16 protein-coding genes and 1 pseudogene are annotated in these 21,193 nt (G+C 69.2%); 4 read left to right on the forward strand and 13 right to left on the reverse strand.

What is annotated here, in order from left to right:
• Window positions 1-2 precede the first annotated feature (2 nt).
• Window positions 3-1,172 carry an MFS transporter gene (locus BEN78_01270; protein ASR44822.1) on the forward strand — a complete coding sequence of 390 codons (1,170 nt, stop codon included), beginning with the start codon at window positions 3-5 and terminating at the stop codon, window positions 1,170-1,172.
• Window positions 1,173-1,284: 112 nt separating this feature from the next.
• Window positions 1,285-1,581: a hypothetical protein gene (locus tag BEN78_01275; GenBank protein ASR42240.1), complete on the forward strand. Its 297-nt coding sequence runs from the start codon at window positions 1,285-1,287 to the stop codon at window positions 1,579-1,581.
• Between the two features lie 42 nt (window positions 1,582-1,623).
• Here the strand turns inward: BEN78_01275 and BEN78_01280 are convergent, their stop codons facing one another.
• A complete protein-coding gene (locus BEN78_01280) occupies window positions 1,624-2,541 on the reverse strand; it encodes an alpha/beta hydrolase (GenBank protein ID ASR42241.1) in 918 nt (305 codons plus the stop codon).
• 83 nt (window positions 2,542-2,624) lie between these two features.
• On the opposite strand from BEN78_01280, the gene BEN78_01285 reads away from it, so the two are divergent.
• On the forward strand, window positions 2,625-3,032 hold the full coding sequence (locus tag BEN78_01285; GenBank protein ID ASR42242.1) for a MerR family transcriptional regulator: 408 nt from the start codon (window positions 2,625-2,627) through the stop codon (window positions 3,030-3,032).
• A 183-nt stretch (window positions 3,033-3,215) separates the two neighbouring features.
• On the opposite strand, the gene BEN78_01290 is transcribed toward BEN78_01285, so the two are convergent.
• The 9 genes and pseudogenes from BEN78_01290 to BEN78_01330 form a co-directional block, all read right to left on the reverse strand.
• A complete protein-coding gene (locus BEN78_01290) occupies window positions 3,216-3,560 on the reverse strand; it encodes an aldehyde-activating protein (protein ASR42243.1) in 345 nt (114 codons plus the stop codon).
• Between the two features lie 16 nt (window positions 3,561-3,576).
• Complete coding sequence (locus BEN78_01295) at window positions 3,577-5,397, reverse strand: hypothetical protein (protein ASR42244.1); 1,821 nt, start codon at window positions 5,395-5,397, stop codon at window positions 3,577-3,579.
• Window positions 5,394-7,606, reverse strand: a pseudogene (locus tag BEN78_01300) (hypothetical protein). Before BEN78_01300 ends, BEN78_01295 begins: the two are co-directional and overlap by 4 nt.
• Window positions 7,603-8,736, reverse strand: coding sequence for a hypothetical protein (locus BEN78_01305; GenBank protein ID ASR42245.1), 1,134 nt, complete (start codon window positions 8,734-8,736; stop codon window positions 7,603-7,605). Before BEN78_01305 ends, BEN78_01300 begins: the two are co-directional and overlap by 4 nt.
• The gene (locus BEN78_01310) at window positions 8,733-9,635 is read right to left on the reverse strand and encodes a hypothetical protein (protein ID ASR44823.1); all 903 of its coding nucleotides are present in this window, start codon (window positions 9,633-9,635) and stop codon (window positions 8,733-8,735) included. Before BEN78_01310 ends, BEN78_01305 begins: the two co-directional genes overlap by 4 nt.
• A 34-nt stretch (window positions 9,636-9,669) precedes the next feature.
• Complete coding sequence (locus tag BEN78_01315; GenBank protein ID ASR42246.1) at window positions 9,670-10,671, reverse strand: AAA family ATPase; 1,002 nt, start codon at window positions 10,669-10,671, stop codon at window positions 9,670-9,672.
• Between the two features lie 25 nt (window positions 10,672-10,696).
• Window positions 10,697-11,395, reverse strand: coding sequence for a twin-arginine translocation pathway signal (locus BEN78_01320; protein ASR42247.1), 699 nt, complete (start codon window positions 11,393-11,395; stop codon window positions 10,697-10,699).
• A gap of 99 nt (window positions 11,396-11,494) precedes the next feature.
• On the reverse strand, window positions 11,495-12,829 hold the full coding sequence (locus BEN78_01325; GenBank protein ASR42248.1) for a peptidase C69: 1,335 nt from the start codon (window positions 12,827-12,829) through the stop codon (window positions 11,495-11,497).
• Between the two features lie 12 nt (window positions 12,830-12,841).
• Window positions 12,842-14,476 carry a TldD protein gene (locus tag BEN78_01330; protein ASR42249.1) on the reverse strand — a complete coding sequence of 545 codons (1,635 nt, stop codon included), beginning with the start codon at window positions 14,474-14,476 and terminating at the stop codon, window positions 12,842-12,844.
• Between the two features lie 279 nt (window positions 14,477-14,755).
• Between BEN78_01330 and BEN78_01335 the strand changes: the two genes are divergently transcribed.
• A complete protein-coding gene (locus BEN78_01335; GenBank protein ID ASR42250.1) occupies window positions 14,756-15,313 on the forward strand; it encodes a hypothetical protein in 558 nt (185 codons plus the stop codon).
• A gap of 55 nt (window positions 15,314-15,368) precedes the next feature.
• Here the strand turns inward: BEN78_01335 and BEN78_01340 are convergent, their stop codons facing one another.
• The 3 genes from BEN78_01340 to BEN78_01350 form a co-directional block, all read right to left on the reverse strand.
• Window positions 15,369-17,000 carry a TldD protein gene (locus BEN78_01340; GenBank protein ASR42251.1) on the reverse strand — a complete coding sequence of 544 codons (1,632 nt, stop codon included), beginning with the start codon at window positions 16,998-17,000 and terminating at the stop codon, window positions 15,369-15,371.
• Window positions 17,001-17,206: 206 nt separating this feature from the next.
• Window positions 17,207-17,950 carry a GntR family transcriptional regulator gene (locus tag BEN78_01345; protein ASR44824.1) on the reverse strand — a complete coding sequence of 248 codons (744 nt, stop codon included), beginning with the start codon at window positions 17,948-17,950 and terminating at the stop codon, window positions 17,207-17,209.
• Window positions 17,951-18,010: 60 nt separating this feature from the next.
• Window positions 18,011-20,905 (reverse strand): TonB-dependent receptor, encoded by a 2,895-nt coding sequence (locus BEN78_01350; GenBank protein ID ASR42252.1) that lies wholly within the window; start codon window positions 20,903-20,905, stop codon window positions 18,011-18,013.
• Window positions 20,906-21,193: the final 288 nt, after the last annotated feature.

The raw sequence follows: 21,193 nt of genomic DNA on the forward strand, positions 1-21,193 counted from the left end.
AGCTGCTTCCCCCTTCCCCGCCCCACGTCGTCCGCCATGTCCGTCCCCACCTCCTCCCCCGCGCGCAGCAGCATGCGACGCGCGCCGCGTTCTTCATTCCCGGGTTCGCGATCGCCGCCTGGGCGCCGATCGTGCCGTTCGCCAAGGCCCGGACCGGGCTCGACGAGGCCTCGCTCGGACTGGTGCTGCTGTGCCTGGGCACCGGCTCGCTGCTGGCGATGCCGGCCGCTGGTGCGCTCGCCGCGCGGCAGGGCTGCAAGCGCGTCATGGTGGCCGCGCTGCTGTTGATCTGCATCACCTTGCCGATGCTCGCGATGGCCGCAACGCCCTGGCTGCTGGCGGCTGCGCTGGCGGCATTCGGTGCCGGAATCGGCGCGATGGACTGCGCGATGAATCTGCAGGCCGTCGCGGTCGAACGCGACAGCGCACGTCCGATGATGTCGGGCTTCCATGCGTTCTACAGCATCGGTGGTTTTGTCGGCGCCGCCGGGACGACTGCCTTGCTCAGCGCAGGCCTGGCGCCGTGGCTGGCGACGGGCCTGGTCGCGTTGATCGTGCTGGCGCTGTATGCGCCGTCGGCACGCCATTGGCGCAGCGAACGCGTGGCGCGCGACACCGCCGCGTTCGCGTGGCCGCGCGGCGTGGTCGCGTGCATCGGTGTGCTGTGCTTCGTGGCGTTCCTGGTCGAAGGCTCGATGCTCGACTGGAGCGCGGTGTTCCTGCACGAGGTCCGCGGTGTGGACGCCGATCGCGCGGGACTGGGCTTTGTCGTGTTCTCACTGGCGATGACGGTCGCGCGGCTGTGTGGCGACGGCCTCGTCCGCCGCCTGGGTGATCGCCGCGCGGTCGTGCTCGGTGCGTTGTGCGCCTGCGTGGGCCTGGGCATCGCCACGCTGGCGCCCCATGGCGCGATCGCGCTGGCCGGCTATGCGCTGGTGGGCGTGGGCTGCGCCAATGTGGTGCCGGTGATGTTCTCGATGGCCGGCCGCCAGACGACGATGCCCGAGGCACAGGCGATCCCGGCAATCAGCACACTCGGCTATGCCGGCGTACTCGCAGGTCCCGCATTGATCGGCTTTGCCGCGCAGGCGACCGGACTGGTGATCGCATTCCTCGGCGTCGCTGCGGCGATGGCCGGTGTCGCCCTGTCGATGCGCTGGCTGCGCGTGTGAACCGCGCCGCCCGTTCGTGCAACGCGATCATGGCGCCCTCGTCACACAGGCTTGCCCCCGCTTCTCTCAGCCTCACGCTTCCCCGCTCAATCGAAGACGAAGAGGACCCGCCATGCCCATGCTCCGCATCCGCCTGACCGGCAGCGACGACACCGCCCGCACGGTGATCAATCTCCTGCAGAGCATCGATGGCATCGAGCATGTCGAGGAAATCGACGACCTGATGCCGCACATGGACGACGCCGATTCGAGTTCCGCCGGGCTGAGCGATGTCAGCGGCCCGCAGATGCACGAGATCGAGGTCGAGGCCGGCAACGCCGCCACTGCACGCAAGGTCCGCGAGGCGGTCGAGGCGCTGGCTTTCGACCTCGACGCCCTGGTGGAATTCGAGGAAGAAGAGGAAGGCTGAGCGCCGCAGGCCGGTCATCGGCCGCTCGACCGCGCGGCGGCGTTAATGGGGCGCCGTCGCCTCGACGAACCGCACCAGGTCCTGGTTGAAACGCGCCGGCGCTTCGGCGAACGGTGCGTGGCCGATGTCCGCATAGATCATGGTCTGCGCATCGGGCTTGAGCGTTCGCGCCCGCGCGATCGATGGCTCGGGCCGGACCAGCGCATCGCGCGCGCCGTGGAGCAACAGCAATGGCTTGTGCAGGCGTCCAAGGCCGCCTGCTGCATCCATGGTCATGCTGGGCACGGCCGCCTGCATCCGATCCGAGGCCAGCGCCGCACCGGCGAGCAGACGCTCGAAGGTGACGGTCTCGGGCGGATGCGCGAAGCACAGTGCGAGGAACGCGCGCTCGGCATCGAGATGCGTGCGCAGATCGTCGTCCGCCATACCTTGATAAAGCGACGGATGCGGCTGGAGCAGCGACGGGTCCAGTTCGACCACGCCACCGACATACACCGCGCCGGCGATACCGGCATCGCCGTGACGCGCCAGGTACTCGGTCACGACCGCGGCGCCCAACGACCAGCCGACCAGCACCGGCGCCTGCGCACCGCTGGCCTCGATCACGGCCGCCAACTCATCGGCCCAGCGCGCGCCGTCGGTATATGCCGCCGCGTCGTCGGGTTTGCCGGAGCGACCGTGTCCGCGCAGGTCGTAGGCGATCAGCCGGTAACCGGCGAGATCGGCACTGCGCAGCTGCGCCTCCCAGTTCAACCGGCTGCCGAGCAGGCCGTGTACCAGCACGATCGGCCGGCCGGCAGGATCGCCGGCCTCCTCGACCGCGATTGCGACGCCATCGGGCGCGGTGACGGTGTAGTGGCGTCCTTGTGCGAACACCGGCCAGGCCGCGAGCGCGAGCAGCGCGGCCAGCAGCAAGGCGGGCAATGACGGCACCATCGAATGACGAATGACACGGGACATGCGGGGTCTCCAGAACACGGGGCACGCCAGTGTCGAGCCTCACATCGGTGTCAAGGTCAAGCGCTGGCTGCTAGCATGCGCCGATGTCGCCTTCAGCCCCTGCGCCCGCTGCGTCGTTGACCATCGGCGCGCTGTCGCGCCAGACCGGCGCCAGCCAGCGGTCGCTCCGCCACTACGACGCACACGGCCTGCTCGCCTCGACGCGCGCCGACAACGGCTACCGGCGCTTTGCGCCGATCGCGGCCACCCAGGTCCGACAGATCCAACGGCTCATCGCGGCCGGTTTCAATCTGGCCGAGATCCGGGCGTTTCCCGATTGCATGCGTCTGGTCGAGGGGGCCGCCGCCTGCCCGCAGACCACCGCCATGCAACAGGCGCGGCTGGCTGAGATCGAACGCCAGATCGCCGATCTCGAACGTAGACGTGCGCGTCTGCGGCAGATGCTGACCGAGGGCGTGGCACCGCCGACGACGTCCGACATCGGGGACTGACGTACGCTCAGCGCGCCGATGCCACGGCCCCCGATCTGCGCCGCAGACGTGCACGGCCGCGCAACCACGGAGTCGCGCCTGTTGGAGGGACGATAGCTCAGCGCCGGCGGCGCCTCGCTCGGGCCCGGATCGGGGCGCTACGTAACGTGAGCGGCGATGGCCATACGGGGACACCGCGTACGATCAGAATCGAGCGCCGTCGATCTGCACGATCTTCAGTGATCCCAGGTCCAATCCGTCGATGCAGCGCACGTTGACGCAGGCCATCGGCGCCCCATCGGGAGCAATGCCGCGGCTGTAGGGCGCGATGCCGCAGACGGTGCAGAAATGATGGTCGATCCGGTGCGTATTGAAGCGATACGTGCCCGCGCTGCCGGTCCCGGTCTCGCGTAATGCCTCGGCGGGCGCGAACGCCAGCAGACCGCCGCGCCGTCGGCACATCGAGCAATTGCAGTCGTAGACCTCAGCGATCTCGCCGTCCAGTTCGAATGCCAGACTGCCGCAATGGCAGCGTCCGCGATACGTCATCGTCGTTCCTCCTTCGTCAGGCCGAAAGATTAGGCGATCCTGGTGGGCTCAGCTTTACGCGCCCCAGCCGTGCACGGCCGAGCGCCCAGAGCGCCGCGGTCGCCAACAGCCAGGCCAGCGCCCAGGGCCAGCTCGAGCCGGGCGCGGTGGCCTGCGGTGCAGGGTCGCCCGCGGGCGCGCGCACCAGCGCCTGTGTGCGGGCACGCTGCTGCGCGGCCCACAGGCCCGGAGCCTCGTCGCTGGCGCGCGCGCGCAGTGGCCAGCGCCGATCGGCATCGACGATGCGATACCAGCCGGCGACGCGCGGCCACAGACCGGCGCAGTCGCGCGCCGCCGGATCGCGCAACAGCGAGATCGCACGCCCGTCCGGGGCGATCGCCTGCGCGTTCGGACCGAGCCCGCACAGCGCGGCGCGTTTGCCGACCCAGGCCGGCTCCTCGACCGCGACTGCGGCCTGGTCGCCGACACGTGCCAGCGTGCCCGCCCAGCCGCTCCACAGTGCCGCGTGCAGATCGGCGCGGCCGGCCAGCGGCAGGCGCCAACTGTCGGCCAGCGTCACCAGACCGATGCGGCCGCGGCCCCAGGCCTGCCAGCGCATCATGTCCGGCGGGCTGTCCTCGCTGCCCGGTAGTCCTCCAGCCAAAGGCCGGTAGGCCAGCGCCGGTGGCGCCTCGCCCGCCAGCAGCGGATCGAATGGCGCATCGTCGCTGCCGGGGCCGGTCCACGCGCGCAGCCGCGTCGCATCGGTCGGACCCGGGTCGGGACGCCAGGTGCGAGCCGGCGCCGCGTCGATCGCCAGCCCGGTGCCGCGCAGCCAGTCGTGCAACGCCCTCGACGGTGGCTGCGGTGCATGCACCAGCACGCCGAGGCCATTCGCCACCGCGCTGCGCAGCGCGGTGCGCGCGCCAGCGCTCAGGCCGTCGAATGCGCGCGCTTCGAGCAGCACCAGATCCTGCTCGGCCAAGCCGGCCGCATCGAGCGCCGGCGCATCGCCGACACCGGTGCCGCCGCCCAGGGCCACCCGCCAGCGCAGGCGCAGGCCCGTGTCCTCGGCCCAACGTCGCAGCGCGCGCAGGTCCGGATTCGGCGCACCGGCGAGCAACAGCACGCGCACCGGCGCCGCCGCCTCGACCATCACCGGCACCTCGACCTGGGACAGTTCGGTATCGTCGGCATCGCGCACGCGCACGACGAACAGGTCCGCACCGACACCGCGCGCGGTACCGGCCAGGCGGAAACCGCCCGCCTCGTCCAGCGCCGAGGTATCGACGATGCGGCCGGCCGGGTCGACCAATGCGACCTGCGCGCCATCGAGGCCGGCGACACGGCCACGCACCTCGAAGCGCGCGCCCGGCGCGACGCCGCGCGGCACCTCAAGGGCGACGATGCCGTCAGGCAGTGCCGCCGGCACGAACGCCAATGCACGATCGCCGACCGCGTCGCGGTCGCGCGCCGTCAGCCCGGCGCCGACGATCGTCAGCGCCTGCACCTCGGGGTGACGCCGCAATGCGGTCGCCAGATCGGGCATCCGCAGTGCCCCGGACGGGCCTTCGCCGGCCTCGGGCAATGCGATGACCGGTTGCGACGCGGGCAGCGGCAGGTCGTCCCAATCCGCGGTCAACACCACCAGCCCGCCGCCTGCGGCTGGTACCGGCGGCGGCTGCAACGTGAGCGCCAACAATCCCGCCGAGACCACTGTCAGCGTGGCGAGCACGCAGGTGCGCCAAGCGGCGGGCCGGGTCTCGCGCGGTGCGCGCAGATGCGCGATCGCCAGCCGCAGGATCGACAGCGCGGCAGCTGCACACAACAGCGGGAGCAACCAGCGCTCGGGCGTCATCGCGCATCCTCCCGCAGCGCATCGAGATAGCGCGCGCCCATCGCGTCGATCGCAGCGCGACGCGGCGGTGCGGGCAGCGGACGCTGCAAGACATGCCACAGCTGCCCGCGCAGGGCCTGCCGGCATGCGGCGCAGGCAGGATCGCGCTGCAGCGCATCGATCGCGGCCAGCAACGCAAGCGGGTCGTCGAGCGCGCGCGGCTGCGTCTGTGCCCAGGCGACGAGCGCCGCCGGATCGAAGGCCTCGTTCCAGGCCAGCGCCTGCCAGGCCGCCGTCGGGGCGTCGAGCGCGACCGTCGCCGGACCTGGCACCGCGCGGGGGGCGATGCCGTCGCGCTCCCCCCCAGCCGCCGGGCGAAATCGACCGGCGGCAGCGCCGTGCCCACCCGCGCCAGATAGATGCGGTCGGCCTGCTGGACCTCCTTGATCAGCACCAGCGCACGATTCGCCGGTGCCAGCGCCTCGCGCGGCGCGGCCTGGCGCAAGTGCAGCTCGGATTGCCACATCTCGCGCAGCGCGCCGCGCAGCAATTCGCGCGTCTTCGGGTCGAGCAACGTCGCTGCTTCCGGCAGGTCGTGGGTGTGGCCGAAGGTGGCGAGCACGTCGTCGGCACGGCCGAACGTCGTGACCTCAGCCGGTGTGTGATCGTGATCGTGGTCGTGGTCGTCGTGCGTGTCGTCGTGCGCGCGCGCCGCCTGCGCCGGCGCCTCGTCCGTGGCCGGATCGCCCTGACCGAAATCGTCGATCGGCAATGGCTTGCGCGGCGCGGGCGGCGTGTCGTCGGCATCGGCGGTCGGTGGCGGTCGCGCATGGCCTTCCGATTCCTCGCCCAGGAACTGTCCATAGCGCAGCCGCAGCAAGCGCTGGTCGACACCGAGCGTGTCGGAGCGCGTCTCGAACGTCTCGTGCGCCAGTCGCGGCTGCTCGGCGATCAGCGCTTCGGCATCGAGGATGATCTGGCGCTGGCTGCGGAAGTACGCCGGCAGCACGTCGCGCGCCAGGCCCTCGAGTCCGTCGGCATCGGGCGGCGTCGGCGGCGGCCAGCGCAGGATCAGGCTGGCGCTTCGGGCCTGTTGTGGCGCGGGCACGCGGTTGTCGCGGATCTCGAGCTGGGCGACCAGATCGCCGCCCTCCTCCAGGCCCAGCGCGATCGGGTCGAGCGTCGCCGCAAATGCGCGCGCGCGCGCATCGCCGCTGCCGCGCAGCGTACGCGTGTGATCCTCGAACGTGATCGCCTCACCGCTGCCGCGGGTCACGGTGATGCGCAGGCGCGCGTCCGCCGCGACGCCGAAGTCATCGGTCGCCTCGAACGCCAGCGCCCAGGCGCGTTGTCCGCGGGTGTACGTGGACAGCGTCGACTCGGGCGCGCGCACGCGCACCTCGGGCGGGCGGTCGGGCACGGCCTCGAGCCGCCAGGGTTGCGCACGCGCGGGAATGCCGTCGGTGTCGCCATCGACCGCGATGCGGTACAGCGACGAGCGGTCGAGCCGCAGCGTCGCCGTCCAGTCCTCGTCTTGGCGTACGAACGCCAGTTCGCGGCCATCGTGGAACTGCAGGGCCACGCGCTGCGGCTGCGGCGCAAAGCGCAGCGTCCAACGCAAGGTCGCGCCGGTCGTGGCCTGCGCGTCGAGTTCGGCCTGCGTCCGCGGTGCCTGGCCCGTGTAGGCCGGCGCGTAGATGCGCAGCGCCTGCGACAGAAGCGCCGGCGTGTCCGGTGCTCCGGCCCGCGCGGGCACGCTGTCGATCGTCCCGGGAGCCGCGCCCGTCGGCCATGCCAGCACGGCGACAGTCAGCAGTGCACCCACCGACCACGCTAAGAACAGCGCACGCCACGGCCAGGGCGCCGACGGCGGGTGCCAAGGCCGCGCGGCGAGTCGGGCCTCCAGCCGCGCACGTTGCAGTTGCGCCAGCGGCGCAAGCGCGGCGGGGTCGGCGAACAGCAGTGCGGCGCTGTCCTCCATGTCGCGGCGGTCGGCATCGAGCCGGTGCACGAGCCAACGGCGGTCGATACGGCGGACCCGGCGTGTGCCGATGACCGCGGCGAGCGCGGCGACCAGCAACACGGCCCAGGCCGCCGCCGGTCCGTCGGCCATCCGCCAGGCGAGCGCGGCCAGACCAACCACCAAGGGCGCCGCCACCAGCACGACACCGATGACCGCACGCCGACGCGCCGCGGCGCGCACGCGCAGCAGTGCGGATACGACGCTCATGCGGTCGTCGTCCGACGCGCGGCGGCGGCCAGCCAGCGCTCGAGCGCGAATGCCAGCGCGACCAGCAGCGCCCACCACGGCCGCAAGTCGCGCGGCACTGGCGGATACGCCGTCAGCCCGCTGGCGGGTGCCAGGTCTGCCGCGGCGATGCGCGCCGGCGCCGGCCCCGGCTGCAGACGATCGCGCAGTCGTGCGGGGAAGCCGGGATCGAGCAGTTCCGAGTCGTGCGCCGGGTCGAACGTGCCGCGCCAGCGCACACAGGTCGCCGCACCGCAGGCCGCACGCTCGAAACCCGCGTCATCGACACTGGCGTGCCAGTCCGTGCCCTCGGGCAGCAACGCCGCCGGGCCCAGCAACAGCGCGCGGCCCGCCGCAGCCTCGAGCAATGCGGGTGGCGGTGCGCTGGCCCTCCACCATGCGAGCGTGGCCTCCGCGCGCGGCGTCTCGCCGGACGTTACGCGTCGCAGCGCATCGCCATCGTCGGGACGCCAGGCGTGGGCGATCGCCGCCAGCACGCGTAGTGCGGGATCGCCGTCGGCGATGCCGAATACATCGAGCTGCGGCCATGGCGCGCGGGGTGTCGCACCCGGCGCGGACGACGCCGGCACGAGCCGCCAGTCCACGGCGCGCGACAAGACCACGCGCCCGCCATCGACCCCGTCGACGGTCTCGGGCACGACGACGGTCAGCGCGGTGCTGGCTGGAAGCATCATGTCCAGTTCGCGCAGCAGGCTGGCGATCGGCACGGGACCGGTCGGTGCGACGGTGTCGCGCGCCTGCGGAAAGCCCGGCGCCAGCCAACGCACCGGCGAGTCGGCATCGGCTGGCGGTATCGCGTCGGCCGCCACACCCGGCACGACAACCGTCCAGCGCGCCAGGGCCGCGCCGCCATGCAACACCGGCCATGCCAGCCACAGTGCGAGCAATGCGAGCAGCAGCAGGCGGGCCAGCAGCAGTGGCCAGTCATCGAAGCGCAGCCGTCGGTGTGGCTTCGGCCGCTCGCGCAACCAGCGCAATGCCGCGAACGGCGTGGGCCGCGTGGCATCGCGGCGCGCCAGATGCAACAGCAGCGGCAGCAACAGTGCGGCCAGCGCCGCGAGCGCAGCCGGTGCGAGCAGGCCGAAGCTCATCGTGTGCGCTCGCCAAACAACGCGCGCAGCACGCCCTCAGGCGGCGCATCGGCGACGTGCATCGCGAACGCGATGCCAGCGCCGGCCAGTCGAGCCGCCAACGCGCGTTGCGCCGCGCCGAAGCGCGCAAGGTACTCGGCGCGCAGTGCCGGCCCGTCTCCGAGCAGCGCCTCGCCGGTCTCGGGATCGACGAAACGGCGCCCATCGCGGAACGGGAAATCGCGTTCGTCGGTGGTCAGCACCTGCAGCGCAATGACCTCGCGCCCAGCCCGCGCCAACTGCAGCAGCGCGTCGACCGCGCTTGCATCGAACCAGTCTCCGATCGCGACAACCAGATCGCCCCGCGCGATGCGGCCCCAGACTGGCGCGAGCGTCGCGGCATCGGGCCAGCCGCCGGCCGGCGTGACGTGCACCAGCGCGTGGCGCAAGCGGTCGCGTTGCCGCGGCCCGATGCCGGGGGCGACCAGCGCGATGCCGGCACCGCCACAGGTCGCCAACCCGCAGGCATCGCCCTGGCGCTGTGCGATCTCCACCACGCAGGTCGCCAGCAAGCGCGCGATCTCCAGACGCGTGCGCTGCGGCGCAGCCTCGTCGGCCTGGGCCATCGATGCGGTGGTGTCGAGCAGCACCCAGGCCCGGACCGGGCTCTCGCGCTCGGCCTCGCGCACGAAGAAGCGATCGCTGCGAGCGTAGAGCTTCCAGTCGATCTGCCGTGGTTCGTCGCCGGGCTCGTAGGCGCGGTACTGCGCGAACTCCAGGCCGGCGCCGCGATTGCGGCTGGCGTGCTGGCCCAGGCCGTCGCGCCCCCGTGCCTGGCGCGGGCGCAGCCGCAATGTCGCCAGACAGGCTCGCAGCGCGGGCGTCAGCCCGTCGCCTGGCGACGGGCCGTCCGGCGACATCGGCGTTGCCGGGCTCGCGGCCACCACGCGGCGCTCAGCGGTCCGGTGCCGGCAGCGCGCGCAGCAGGCCGGCGACCACCGCATCGGCGTCGATCTGTCCGGCCTCGGCCGCGAACGACAGCACCAGCCGGTGACGCAGCACTGGCGCGATCAAGGCCGCGACATCCTCGCGCGTCGCCGCGAGCCGGCCATGCAGCAGCGCGCGTGCTTTGGCGGCCAGCACCAGTGACTGCCCGGCGCGTGGTCCGGCGCCCCAGCGCACGTAGTCGCACACGATCTGCGGCGCCCCGTCACCCGGTCGGGTCGCGCGCACCAACGCCGCAATCCAGGCCAGCAGGTCCTCACCCAGGTGCACCTGGCGCACCAGCGCCTGCAGGGTCAGCACCGCGGCGGCGTCCATGACCTGCGGCACCTCGGCCTCGGCAGCGCCAGTCGTGCGCGCGAGAATCGCCTGCTCCTCATCGGCATCGGGATAGCCCAGCGCGACATGCAGCAGGAAACGGTCGAGCTGCGCCTCGGGCAGCGGATAGGTCCCGGCCTGCTCGATCGGGTTCTGCGTGGCCAGCACGAAGAACGGCTGCGGCAGCGCGCGGGTCACGCCGGCATGGCTGACGGTGCGCTCGGCCATTGCTTCGAGCAGCGCGGCCTGGGTCTTGGGCGGTGTGCGGTTGAGTTCGTCGGCCAGCAGCAACTGGGTGAACACCGGCCCTTCCTGGAAACGGAAATGCCGCCGCCCGGTGCCATGGTCCTCCTCGAGCAATTCGGTACCCAGCAGGTCGCTGGGCATCAGGTCGGGCGTGAACTGCACGCGCCGAAAGTCGAGGTCGAGCGCCTGGCCAAGCGTGCGTACCAGCAGCGTCTTGCCCAGTCCCGGCACGCCTTCGAGCAGCACGTGCCCGCCGGCGAGCAGCGCCACCAGCAGTTGTTCGACAACTTCGGCCTGGCCGACGACAGCGCGCGCAATCGCATCGCGCAGCGCGTCAAGCTGCGCCAAGCGCGCCTGCAGGTCGGCTTCGGTGGGGGTGGTCGCGGTCATGCGGCAGGTCCTGCGGAAGCGGAAGTCATGCGGTCAGTGCGTACATCACGATATTGACCGCGAACTTGGTGTTGTCCTGCGCCAGGAAGCGCTTGTTGCGCCAGTCGTAGTCCCATTCGCAGCCGTAGTCCTTGTTGCTGTAGAGCACCGCCAGCCGGCCATCGATCTCGATGCCCTTGAGGTAATCGTGCACCAGATCGTCGCCCCAGCCGTTGAGCTCGAAGCCAGTCGCCGGCGGGCCATCGGGGAAGCGGAAGAAGCTGTGATACAGCGCATGCGAGTTCGGCAGTTTGCGCATCGCCGATCCGCCGAAGATCGCGGCCATCTGCGCCTCGAACGACTTGGCGAACAGGCCGTCGATGTCGTGGTTGCAGTCGTCGACGAACACGAAACCGCCGCTGCGCACATAGCGCTCGAAGTTGCGCCGCTCGGCCGGACTGAACTCGACCAGGCGATGTCCGGCGAGATAGCAGAACGGCGCGGCGAGCATCTTCGGATCCGACAGCGCGACCACATGCTCGGTCGGATCGACGCGCAGGTCGGTGTAGTCGATCAGCGAGGTGATCACATTGGATGGCATCCGCGCATCGACGTCCCAGTCGCCCGACTCGTAGCGCAGCCGGGTGAACCAGAAATCGTAGCGCGCCGACTGCGCCAGCACCGGCGGCAGGGCCAGCCCGGCCGCCGCGCCCAGCACCCACTGCAGCGCGTGACGCCGCTTCATCGCCCCGCCCCGCCCCAGCTCGGGCGGGGCCGCGCCTGCGGCAGGTCATGCCCAGGCGGCCGCCGCCCGGACATCGGCGTCACCCGCGATGCGGACGCCTCAGACCGCATCCGACAGCGAGGTGAAGGTGAAATCGCGCAAGCGCATCGGCGGCAACATCATCACCATCGACGACTCGTCGCCGCCCACGCGCACCGGCCGGCCGAGTTCGTCGATGTTGTTGAGCATGATCACCGGCGATTCGTTGAAGCGGAAGTTCTTCAGCGGGTACTTGATCTCGCCGTTTTCGATGTAGAACGTGCCGTCGCGGGTCAGCCCGGTCAGCAGCACGGTCTGGGGGTCGACCATGCGGATGTACCAGGTACGGGTGACCAGGATGCCGCGATCGGTGCCGGCGATCAGGTCGGCGGTCGACTTGTCGCCACCTGCCATCAGCAGGTTGCCCGGCCGGCCGACCGCGCGCTTGCCCTGCTGCTGTGCCCAGAAGCGCGAGTAGTCGAGGTTGGCGACCTTGCCGTTCTCGATGATCGCCATCTTCTCGCGCGGCAGACCGTCACCATCCCACGGCAGCACCGGCGCCTCCGGATGCCAGGGGTCGGCGACGATGCTCACGCGGGGGTCGTAGACCTGTTCGCCGAGCTTGTTGCCACCGCCACGCTTGGACAGGAAGCTGCGGCCCTCGTCGGCGGTGCGCGCATCGAAGTAGCGCATCATGAACGAGATCAGCCCGGCCGCCGCGGCCGGCTCCAGGATCACCGTGTACTTGCCCGGCTCCAGCGCCTGGGCCTGCGCCGAATCGCTGGCCTTGCGCATCGCCACGCGCACGTCGCGGCCGGCGTCGAATGCGCTGGCGTCCTTGAGGTTGCGCCCCACCCAGCCCGACCCGCGGCCGTCCTCGGTGCGCACGGTGCAGGTGTAGTTGAAGTTGGTCGCCTGCTGGTAGCCGAAGTTGCCGTTGCTGTTGGCGAACGCGACGAAGCTGCGACCATCGTCGAGGAAGCCGGCGGCGACCAGTTGCTCGGCCCGGCAAGGCGCGATCGAATCGGCCGCAACCTGCGCGCGGAACTCGGGCGTGATCGCCGCGGTCGATTCGCTGAATGTCGGACTGGCGCGGTAGTCCTGCTTGCCGATCGCCGGCAGGAACTCGGGGTTCTCGGGCGCCAGCCGGGCGAGGTCTTCGGCGCGCTTGACCACGTTGCGCAGCGAGGCGTCGTCGAAGGCGTTGATGCTGGCCGTGCCCACGCGTTTGCCGAAGGCGACCTGCACGCTGAGTTCGGCATTGCTGACGATGCCGCTGGTGGACACGTTGTTGAGCGCGAAGCGGATGTTGCCGTCGATCGAGCCCGACAGCGTGGCGGTGCACTCGTCGGCGGTCGACAGCGCGACGGTCTTCTCGAGCAGTTCGCGGGCCTGGGCTTCGGTGAAGATGGTCATGGTCGGAACTCCTTAGCCGAGCGAACGCGCGGTGTTGATGACGTTGATGCCGTTGAAGCGTGCGGTCGCCGAGCCGTGCGAGACCGCCGAGACCTGGCTGGGCTGGCCCTTGCCGTCGAAGAACGAACCGCCGAGGCGGTAATCGCGCTCGTCGCAGACCGCCACGCAGGCGTTCCAGAACTCCGGCGTGCGGATCTGATAGGCGACGTCCTCGATCATGCCGGTGATCTTGCCGTTGCGGATCTCGTAGAACAGTTGGCCACCGAACTGGGCGTTGTAGCGCTGCTGATCGATCGAGAACGAGCCGTCGCCGACGATATAGATGCCGTTCTCCACATCGCCGATCATCTGCTCAACGCTCAGCGGCGTGCGGCCGGCGGCCAGCGAGACGTTGGGCATACGCTGGAACTGCACGCTCGACCAGGCGTCGGCGTAGCTGCAGCCGTCGGACTCGGTCTTGCCCAGAATGTGCGCCTGGTCGCGCGTGGCCTGGTAATCGACCAGCTTGCCGGCATCGATCAGGTTCCAGCGCTTGGTCGCCACGCCTTCGTCGTCGTAGGCCACCGCGCCCAGGCTCCCGGGCTGGGTCTTGTCGGCGAACACGGTCACCTGGTCGCTGCCGTACTGGAAGCGCTGCTCGCGCTTGTCGAGCGTGGCGAAGCTGGTACCGGCGTAGTTGGCCTCGTAGCCGAGCACGCGGTCGAGCTCGAGCGGATGGCCGATCGATTCGTGGATGGTCAGCCAGGTGTGCGAGGGGTCGAGCACGAGATCGTAGCGACCGGGCTTGACCGACGGCGCGCGCAGTTTCTCCTGTGCCTGGCGCGCCGCGGCGATCGCATCCTCGCGCATGTCGTAGGAGGTGCTGTAGTTGACCACGCCATTGGGCGAGACGACCTTGCCCGCGGCGGCCCCGTCGAGGTACTCGAAGCCCATGCCCATCGGCGCCGACAGGCCCTCGCGTGTGCGGAACTTACCGCTGGCCTTGTCGATCGCGGTCACCGTCATGGGCGCCCAGATCCGATGCACGTCCTGGTCGATATAGGAGCCGTCGGTGCTGGCGAAGTACTTCTGCTCGTTGACCAGGAACAGCGTGGAATTCACGAAGCTGGCCCCGGCCGACAGCGCCGCGGCGTTGACGCCCAGCAACAAGTCCACCTTGTCCTTGACCGGCACCTCCATGCCGTTGCGGGCGATCGGGGTGCGCCAGGCGACCTCGCCCACGCCCTTGACCGGCGCCAGTTGCACCGGCGCGGTCTGCACCTTGGCGTTGGCCTGCGCGATCGCGACCGCCTGGCGCGCGGCCTCGGCCACGCCCTGCTCGGTCAACGTGTTGGTCGCCGCAAAGCCCCAGGCCCCACCAGCGACGACGCGCACGCCCACGCCGGTCGACTCGGTGCTGACCACGTTCTGGACCTTGTCCTCGCGGGTCATCACGAACTGCCGCAGATACCGGCCCACACGCACGTCGCAGTAGCTCGCGCCCGCGGCGGTCGCCGCATTCAGGCCGGCATCGGCCAGTCGTTTCTTGAAACCCACATCGAGTGTGGACAGCAGTTGCTCGGCGGCAATCACCTTGCCGAAGACGGCGGGCAGCAACAGGCCGCCCGCGCCGACACCAGCGAGGGCGAGGAAATCGCGTCTATGCACAGCAGCTCTCCCGAAAAGCGAGGGTCCGCGGCGCGCGCGGACGTGGCGATGAATGCGACGCGTCCCCTACGCGCCGTCTGGATTGATGACATGCCGCGCCCCGCCCCGTCCAGTGACGAATGGCACAGGCCCGCCATTGGCGTCGGATTGGACGCATCGCCGACTCGGCGATCGTGCCGGCTTAACCCGGCACACGACCGATGCCGCTGGCGCGCGGCCGCGGCGACCCTGCGCGTCCCGCATCCGCGACCGGATGCATTCACCCCAGGAGAGACTGCAATGCCACTGACCCCGACCCAGGCGAGCGCGGCCGTCGCCGCCCTGCTCGACGTGAGCGCCGAGCTGTTCTACGACGGCAACAGGCCAACCGTGTTCGGCGAGGCGATGGTGCCAGTCGTGATGGAAGTGCCGGGCGCCCAGCCCAATGGCAACCTGGCGCCGGCGACCGGCGGCTACGGCATCGAGGCCAGCCAGGGCCTGCTCGGCCTGGACGACGAGGTCGCGATCAAGTTCGCACTCGCCCACGAGGCCGGGCACGGCATGAGCGAACGCATCCTCGCCGACATCGGCCTGCACGGCATCAGCGGGCCCGCCACCGAAGTCATCGCCGATCTCGCTTCCGCCTACCTGTTGACGCGGATCGGGCACGGCTGGCCCGAGGTCCTGGCCAGCGTGCGGGCTTGGCGGCAGAACGGCATCTTCGACGAACACGCCAGTGGCGATCACCCCGCCGGTGCCGACCGCGTCCGTCATGTCGAGACGCTTGCGCATGCGATGGCCGGGCAGCCGCCGCCGTCGTTCGGCGAGGTCGCGCTCGCGATCTGCCAGTCGCTGTAGCGGCCCGGCGTCGGGCGATGCAGACCCCGCATCGCCCCGACGCCCCCGCTCGCCGCTACAGCGAGCGTGCGGTGTTGATCACATTGATGCCGTCGAAGCGGGCGGTCGCCGCGCCGTGCGACACCGCCGAGACCTGGCCGGGCTGGCCCTTGCCATCGAAGAACGAACCGCCCAGGCGATAGTCGCGTGCATCGCAGATCGCGCTGCAGGCGTTCCAGAACTCCGGCGTGCGGATCTGGTAGGCGGCGTCCTCGACCATGCCGGCGATCTCGCCATCGCGGATCTCGTAGTACAGCTGGCCGCCGAACTGGGCGTTGTAGCGCTGCTGGTCGATCGAGTAAGAGCCACGGCCGTGGATGTAGAGGCCACGCTCGACGCCGGCGATCATCTCGCGCACTGTCAGCGGCGACCGGCCCGGCGACAGCGAGACGTTGGGCATGCGCTGGAACTGCACGCTGGACCAGGCGTCAGCATAGCTGCAGCCATCGGACTCGGTCTTGCCCAGCAGATGCGCCTGATCGCGCGTGGCCTGGTAGTCGACCAGGATGCCGTCCTTGACCAGGTCCCATTGCTTGCACCGCACGCCTTCGTCGTCATACCCGACCGCGCCCAGGCTGCCGGGCTGGGTCTTGTCGGCGACGAAGTTCACGATCTCGCTGCCCCAGCGGTAGCCGGCATCACGCTTGTCGAGGGTGGCGAAGCTGGTGCCAGCGTAGTTGGCCTCGTAGCCGAGCACACGGTCGAGCTCGAGCGGGTGACCGACATTCTCGTGGATGGTCAGAAACAGATTCGACGGATCGAGCACGAGGTCGTAGCGGCCGGGTTGGACCGAGGGCGCGCGCAACTTCTCGCGGGCCTGCCGGGCGGCGGCCACCGCGTCCTCGCGCATGTCGTAGGCGCGGCCGTAGGCGACCACGCCGCCGGGCAGATCGAAACGCTGCGCGGGGTCCGGCGTGAGGTACTCGTAGCCCAGCCCCATCGGCGCCGACAGACCATCGCGCGTGCGGAACTTGCCACTGGCCTTGTCGATCGCGGTGACCGTGAACGGCGCCCAGATCCGGTGCACGTCCTGGTCGATGTAGGAGCCGTCGGTGCTGGCGAAGTACTTCTGTTCGTTGACCAGGAACAGCCGCGAGCCGACGAAATCGGCACCGGCGGCAATCGCGGCGGCATTGACGTCGAGCAGCAATGCGACCTTGTCCTCGACCGGCACCGCCATGCCGTTGCGGGCGATCGGTGTACGCCAGGCAACTTCACCCACGCCCGCGACCGACGCCAGCTGCACCGGCATCGCCTGGATGCGCGCATTGGCCTTCGCGATTCCCACCGCCTGGCGCGCGGCCGCGGCGACGCTGTCGGGATCGAGCGCATTGGTCGCCGCGAAGCCCCAGGCGCCGTCGGCGAGCACACGGATGCCCACGCCGGTGGATTCCTCGTTGACGACGTTCTCCACCTGCGTCTCGCGGGTCATCACGTACTGGCGCAGATACCGGCCGATGCGCACATCGCAGTAACCGGCGCCGCCATCGCGCGCGGCCTGCAGGCCAACGTCGGCGAGCCGCTTCTTGACGGCAGGGTCGAGCGTGCCGACCAATTCCTCGGCCGCGATCGCCCGACCGATCCCGCCTGGCAAGAGCAGGCTGCCCAGCCCGATCCCACCCAAAGCCATGAAGTCGCGACGCCGCATTCCACTCTCCCCGCGGCGATGGCCGCACAGCCCCCGATTCTTCGGTGCGCTTGACGTGCACGTCAAATCGCAGGCATCGCGCCGGGTCAAGACGCATTGAGCAGGCCAAGGGCAGCGCGCGATCGATCGCCCCACCCGCAGCCGGCCGCAGGCTTACCCGACCGGAGCACAATCCAAGGGCGCATCAGCTGCGTGCTGCGCCCCGGTCAGAGTCCGGTGGCGGCCTTGAACCGTTCGCGATCTTGCTGGATGCGTCGACGGATTTCAGCCAGTGCTTCGCTCTCTGTCGCCTCGAGCATCGATTCGAACAGCCGCTGGAAGTGATTGCGCATGGCCGTGCGCGCGGCCGCGGGGTCGCGTTGCCGCAGCGCGTCCAGGATCGCGGTGTGTTCGTCGTTGCGGACATCGCTGTCGTCGTGACAGACGTTGGCGTAGACGCGCTTCACCCGTGGCAGTTCATTGCGCATGCGCCAGATCAGCTGTATGCAGTGCTCCACCACCGGATTGCCCGCGATCCGCGCGATCGCCAGGTGGAACTGGCGATCGGCCTCGCCGGTGGCCTCATCGCTGGCCGTCGGATCGACCATCGCCGCGATCAGGCCCTCCAGGGTGGCGATGTCTGCACTTGTGATGCGACTTGCCGCCATCGCCGCCGCCTCGGATTCGATGACCGCGCGCGCGGCGGTCAGGTCGAATGCCGAGACGTCCGGCAACGCGCCTTGCCCCTGCGTCGATCGCGCTTTCACATACACGCCCGAGCCCGTCTTGATGGTGATCAAGCCCTGCGCTTCCAACGCGATTTCAGCCTCCCGCACGGTGACGCGGCTGACCCCGAGACGTTCGGCCAGGGCGCGCTCACCAGGCAAGCGCGCCCCAGGCGGAAACTCGCCCTTTTCGATCAGCGCGACGATTTCTGCGGCAACGGACTGGTAGAGGCGGGATTGGGACATCATCGAATGCTTGGCTGCAGGGGGCTGGAACGCGTCATTGCGCCCACCACGGCGAGATGCTCAGAAGCGGTAGCGCAGCCCCAGATAGTACCTCCGTCCGTAGGTGGTGTACTCGCGGAAGCTGCCCAGGATGGGCATGTCCGACACCCGCGGCTCGTCAGTGAGGTTGCTGGCAGACAGCGACAGGGACAGGTTTCTGTTCACCTTGTAGGTCGCCCGGGCATCCAGCGACCCGGTGTCCCGCACATAGCGGTTCTGCGCCGGATCGCCCACGAACTGCTGGTAATAGTCGGAGCGGTACTTGTAGATCGCCTGCAGGTCCAGCGCGCCCAGCGCCCAGTACAGCTGGGCCGATGCCACATGCTTGGATAGACCGAAAATATTCGCTGGCTCGACGATGCCCGGCGTCACCACGCCGCTGATCGGGTCGGTGGACGCGCCCAGACGCAGATCCTCGGTCTCGAAGTTGGAATCGGCATAGTTGTAGCTGACCTTCACGCCCAGGCCGGAGAAGATGCCCGGCAGGTAGGAGAGGCTGTGGGAGGCGGTGAACTCGACCCCGAACAGATCGCTCGTCTGGTCACTCGTGGCCAGCTGCTGCACCGGCACGACGACAGTCCGCCCGTCGATGATGAAAGTTTCGTCGACCACCACCGGCATCGATCCGCCATTGAACTGCTTGTAGTACAGCGCCCCCGACAACAGGGTGTCGTCATTGGCGTACCACTCCAGCGACACGTCGCCGTTCCATGACATCAGCGGCTCGGCACGCGGGTTCCCGGTCGCATTGATGCTGCGCAAGGCATCACTGATGCTATTGAACTCGGTGTCCACGTCCTGCAGGTTGAAGCTGCGGCCATAGCCTTCGGCGGCCAGATCCGGCCGCGACATCGCGCGATAGGCGCCCACGCGCAGCAGCAGGTCGGGACGCAGTTCGAAGGCGGCGTTGAAGCTGGGCAGCCATTCGTGGCCGGCGGACTTGAGCACCTGCGAGGTGAAGTCGCCGGTGGGTTGCAGTGTGATGGTGCCGTCGGGATTGTCGATGACATCCAGATCGCTTCGCAGCCCGACCGATCGCACATCGGTCCGCACCCAGCGCACGCCAAAGTTCCCGGTCACCGGCAGCCCGAACCACTCGCTGCTGTACTCGCCCATCACATACAGCGCGCTGGTCTTCTCGGTGACATCGTTGTTGGCCGGATCACGCAGATCATCGCTCGGGCCGGTGTCGTCCACGCCGGTGAAGGCGCGGAACAGGCAGCGGCTGTCGAACGAAGCCCAGCGGTCGATGGTATTGCCGCTGGCATTGTCCAGGAAATCATCCTGCGGGAACTGTTGACGGCAGGCGAGGTTCGCTGCACGGATTGCCCCGGCGTTGGTGGTGCTCAGTTCCACGGTGTTGTCGAAGTCGGTATACGTCGCTTCGGATCGACGCAGCCCCCCTTTGATCGCAGTGAAGAAGCCGCTTTCCAGGGTGAATGCCACATCGAAACGACCGGCTCGGATGGTGTGCTCGCGGGTCTGCTGGCGGCGGCGTACCAGCGCCGAGTCGGTGAAGTTGTCCCAGTTGTTGACGTCGAACGCCGGATCGAGATGGATACTCGGCACGTCGCCGATGTAGTCGTAGGTGTAGTCGACGTAGCGGTTGTTCTTGACCCCGGCCACGGGATTTCCATGGATATCAGTGCGGCCCGCACGCAGGCGGGTCGAGCGCTCGTACTGGTTGCGCAGCGTATTGGAGTAGGACAGGTCGGTGGAGAACATCCAGGCCGGGCCCGGCCGGAAGATCACGTTCAGGCCGCCGCCGCTGTACTCCTCATCCCGCTCCAGGAAGTTGGAGGTCGAATCGATCGAAGTGCTGCCGGTATGGTGCAGCAGCGCGCCGGTGTCGCTGACCACGCGGTTGTTGATGTTGCGCATCATCGAAGACAGCGACAGGTCCGAGCGGTCTTCGCTGTAGTCGCGTTTGGAGTGCTGATAATCGAGGTTCACCTCGACCGCATCGTTGGGACGCCACTGCAGCGCGGCGAACTGCGAATCGCGCTTGTCGTGCTCGACAAACTGCCGGTAGATGCGACTGCCCGGCGCAAGGTAATAAGGCACGCCGCCGGCCACGTCATTGCCGTCCACCTGGGTGCAGTTGCGGGTGGCACCGACCACTTCCCGGCCATCGCAGGCGACCCAGGTCGAACTGCTGGAGAACATTTCTTCGGGATTGCTGCCTTCCAGGCCCTGCAGTCCGATCGAAATGCCAAGCTTGCCGGCGCCTCCCATGTCGAACTGGTCGATATAACTGGCGGTGCCGCGCCAGCCCACGCCGTTGTTGTCCTTGAGCCGATCGTCGTACGCCTGCCAGGTGCCGCGACCGTCGAGTTGGATGTTGCGCTTGCCGTACGCCAGCGGCTTCACCGTCTCCATGTTGATCGTGCCGGCGACGCCGCCTTCGACGAAGTCGGCGCGTTGGGTCTTGTAGATCGACACGGTGTTGATCAGTTCGGACGGGAACTGATTGAAGTTCACCGAGCGGTCGCCACTGCCGTTGGTGGCCTCGCGGCCATTGAAGGTCGATGAGCCGAGGAACGGGCCAAGACCACGGATCGAGATCTCCGACGCGCCGCCCTTCTCGCGATGCGTGGAGGCGCCGGTGATGGTTTCGATCGCCTCACCGATCGACAACGCCGGCAGATCCCCGATGTCGTCGGCGGCCAGTACGTCGGAGACCACAGTCTCGTCCCGCTTCTTGTCGATGGACGTCTGAATGGTGGCCCGGATACCCGTCACCTGGACTTGGTCCAGCGTGGTGGTCTGCGCCGCGGGCGCGGGCGTGGGGACGTCGGCGTTCTGCGCGTGGGCCACAGACAAGCCAGCGCTCGCGCACAGCGCGCAGGACAACGCGCGATGCAACGCGGTGCGATGAAGACCTCTCGACGAGGCGGTATGGCGGTCATGCAACATCGGATCTCCCTCCCAGGATGGATCGTCGACACGGATTCGACGCAGACATTTCACTCTTTTCAGACCAATGTCAACGAACTGGTCTTAATAAATTCCAGGACCATCCTGTGCGCATATGTCATACCAATTTATGTGCAGATGCAGCATAGAATTGCGAGAACCTCGGGCCATCAAGTCCTGTTCTGGTATGCAAGACAGGTCTGCAAATTTCGCCGTCAGCTGTTAGGATCAGTCGAAACCCAGGGTGCGGCTTCTCCGCAAGGACCTAAGCCATTGAATCTTCAAACT

Origin of the sequence: Xanthomonas citri pv. mangiferaeindicae (assembly GCA_002240395.1) — a bacterium.
GTDB classification, from domain to species: Bacteria; Pseudomonadota; Gammaproteobacteria; order Xanthomonadales; family Xanthomonadaceae; genus Luteimonas; species Luteimonas citri_A.

Bases quoted from the DNA above. Each gene is read 5' to 3' on its own strand.
- BEN78_01275 (ASR42240.1), top strand. From the start codon at position 1,285: ATGCCCATGCTCCGCATCCGCCTGACCGGCAGCGACGACACCGCCCGC.
- BEN78_01280 (ASR42241.1), bottom strand. From the start codon at position 2,541: ATGTCCCGTGTCATTCGTCATTCGATGGTGCCGTCATTGCCCGCCTTG.
- BEN78_01285 (ASR42242.1), top strand. From the start codon at position 2,625: ATGTCGCCTTCAGCCCCTGCGCCCGCTGCGTCGTTGACCATCGGCGCG.
- BEN78_01290 (ASR42243.1), bottom strand. From the start codon at position 3,560: ATGACGTATCGCGGACGCTGCCATTGCGGCAGTCTGGCATTCGAACTG.
- BEN78_01295 (ASR42244.1), bottom strand. From the start codon at position 5,397: ATGACGCCCGAGCGCTGGTTGCTCCCGCTGTTGTGTGCAGCTGCCGCG.
- BEN78_01305 (ASR42245.1), bottom strand. From the start codon at position 8,736: ATGAGCTTCGGCCTGCTCGCACCGGCTGCGCTCGCGGCGCTGGCCGCA.
- BEN78_01310 (ASR44823.1), bottom strand. From the start codon at position 9,635: ATGTCGCCGGACGGCCCGTCGCCAGGCGACGGGCTGACGCCCGCGCTG.
- BEN78_01315 (ASR42246.1), bottom strand. From the start codon at position 10,671: ATGACCGCGACCACCCCCACCGAAGCCGACCTGCAGGCGCGCTTGGCG.
- BEN78_01320 (ASR42247.1), bottom strand. From the start codon at position 11,395: ATGAAGCGGCGTCACGCGCTGCAGTGGGTGCTGGGCGCGGCGGCCGGG.
- BEN78_01325 (ASR42248.1), bottom strand. From the start codon at position 12,829: ATGACCATCTTCACCGAAGCCCAGGCCCGCGAACTGCTCGAGAAGACC.
- BEN78_01335 (ASR42250.1), top strand. From the start codon at position 14,756: ATGCCACTGACCCCGACCCAGGCGAGCGCGGCCGTCGCCGCCCTGCTC.
- BEN78_01340 (ASR42251.1), bottom strand. From the start codon at position 17,000: ATGCGGCGTCGCGACTTCATGGCTTTGGGTGGGATCGGGCTGGGCAGC.
- BEN78_01345 (ASR44824.1), bottom strand. From the start codon at position 17,950: ATGTCCCAATCCCGCCTCTACCAGTCCGTTGCCGCAGAAATCGTCGCG.
- BEN78_01350 (ASR42252.1), bottom strand. From the start codon at position 20,905: ATGTTGCATGACCGCCATACCGCCTCGTCGAGAGGTCTTCATCGCACC.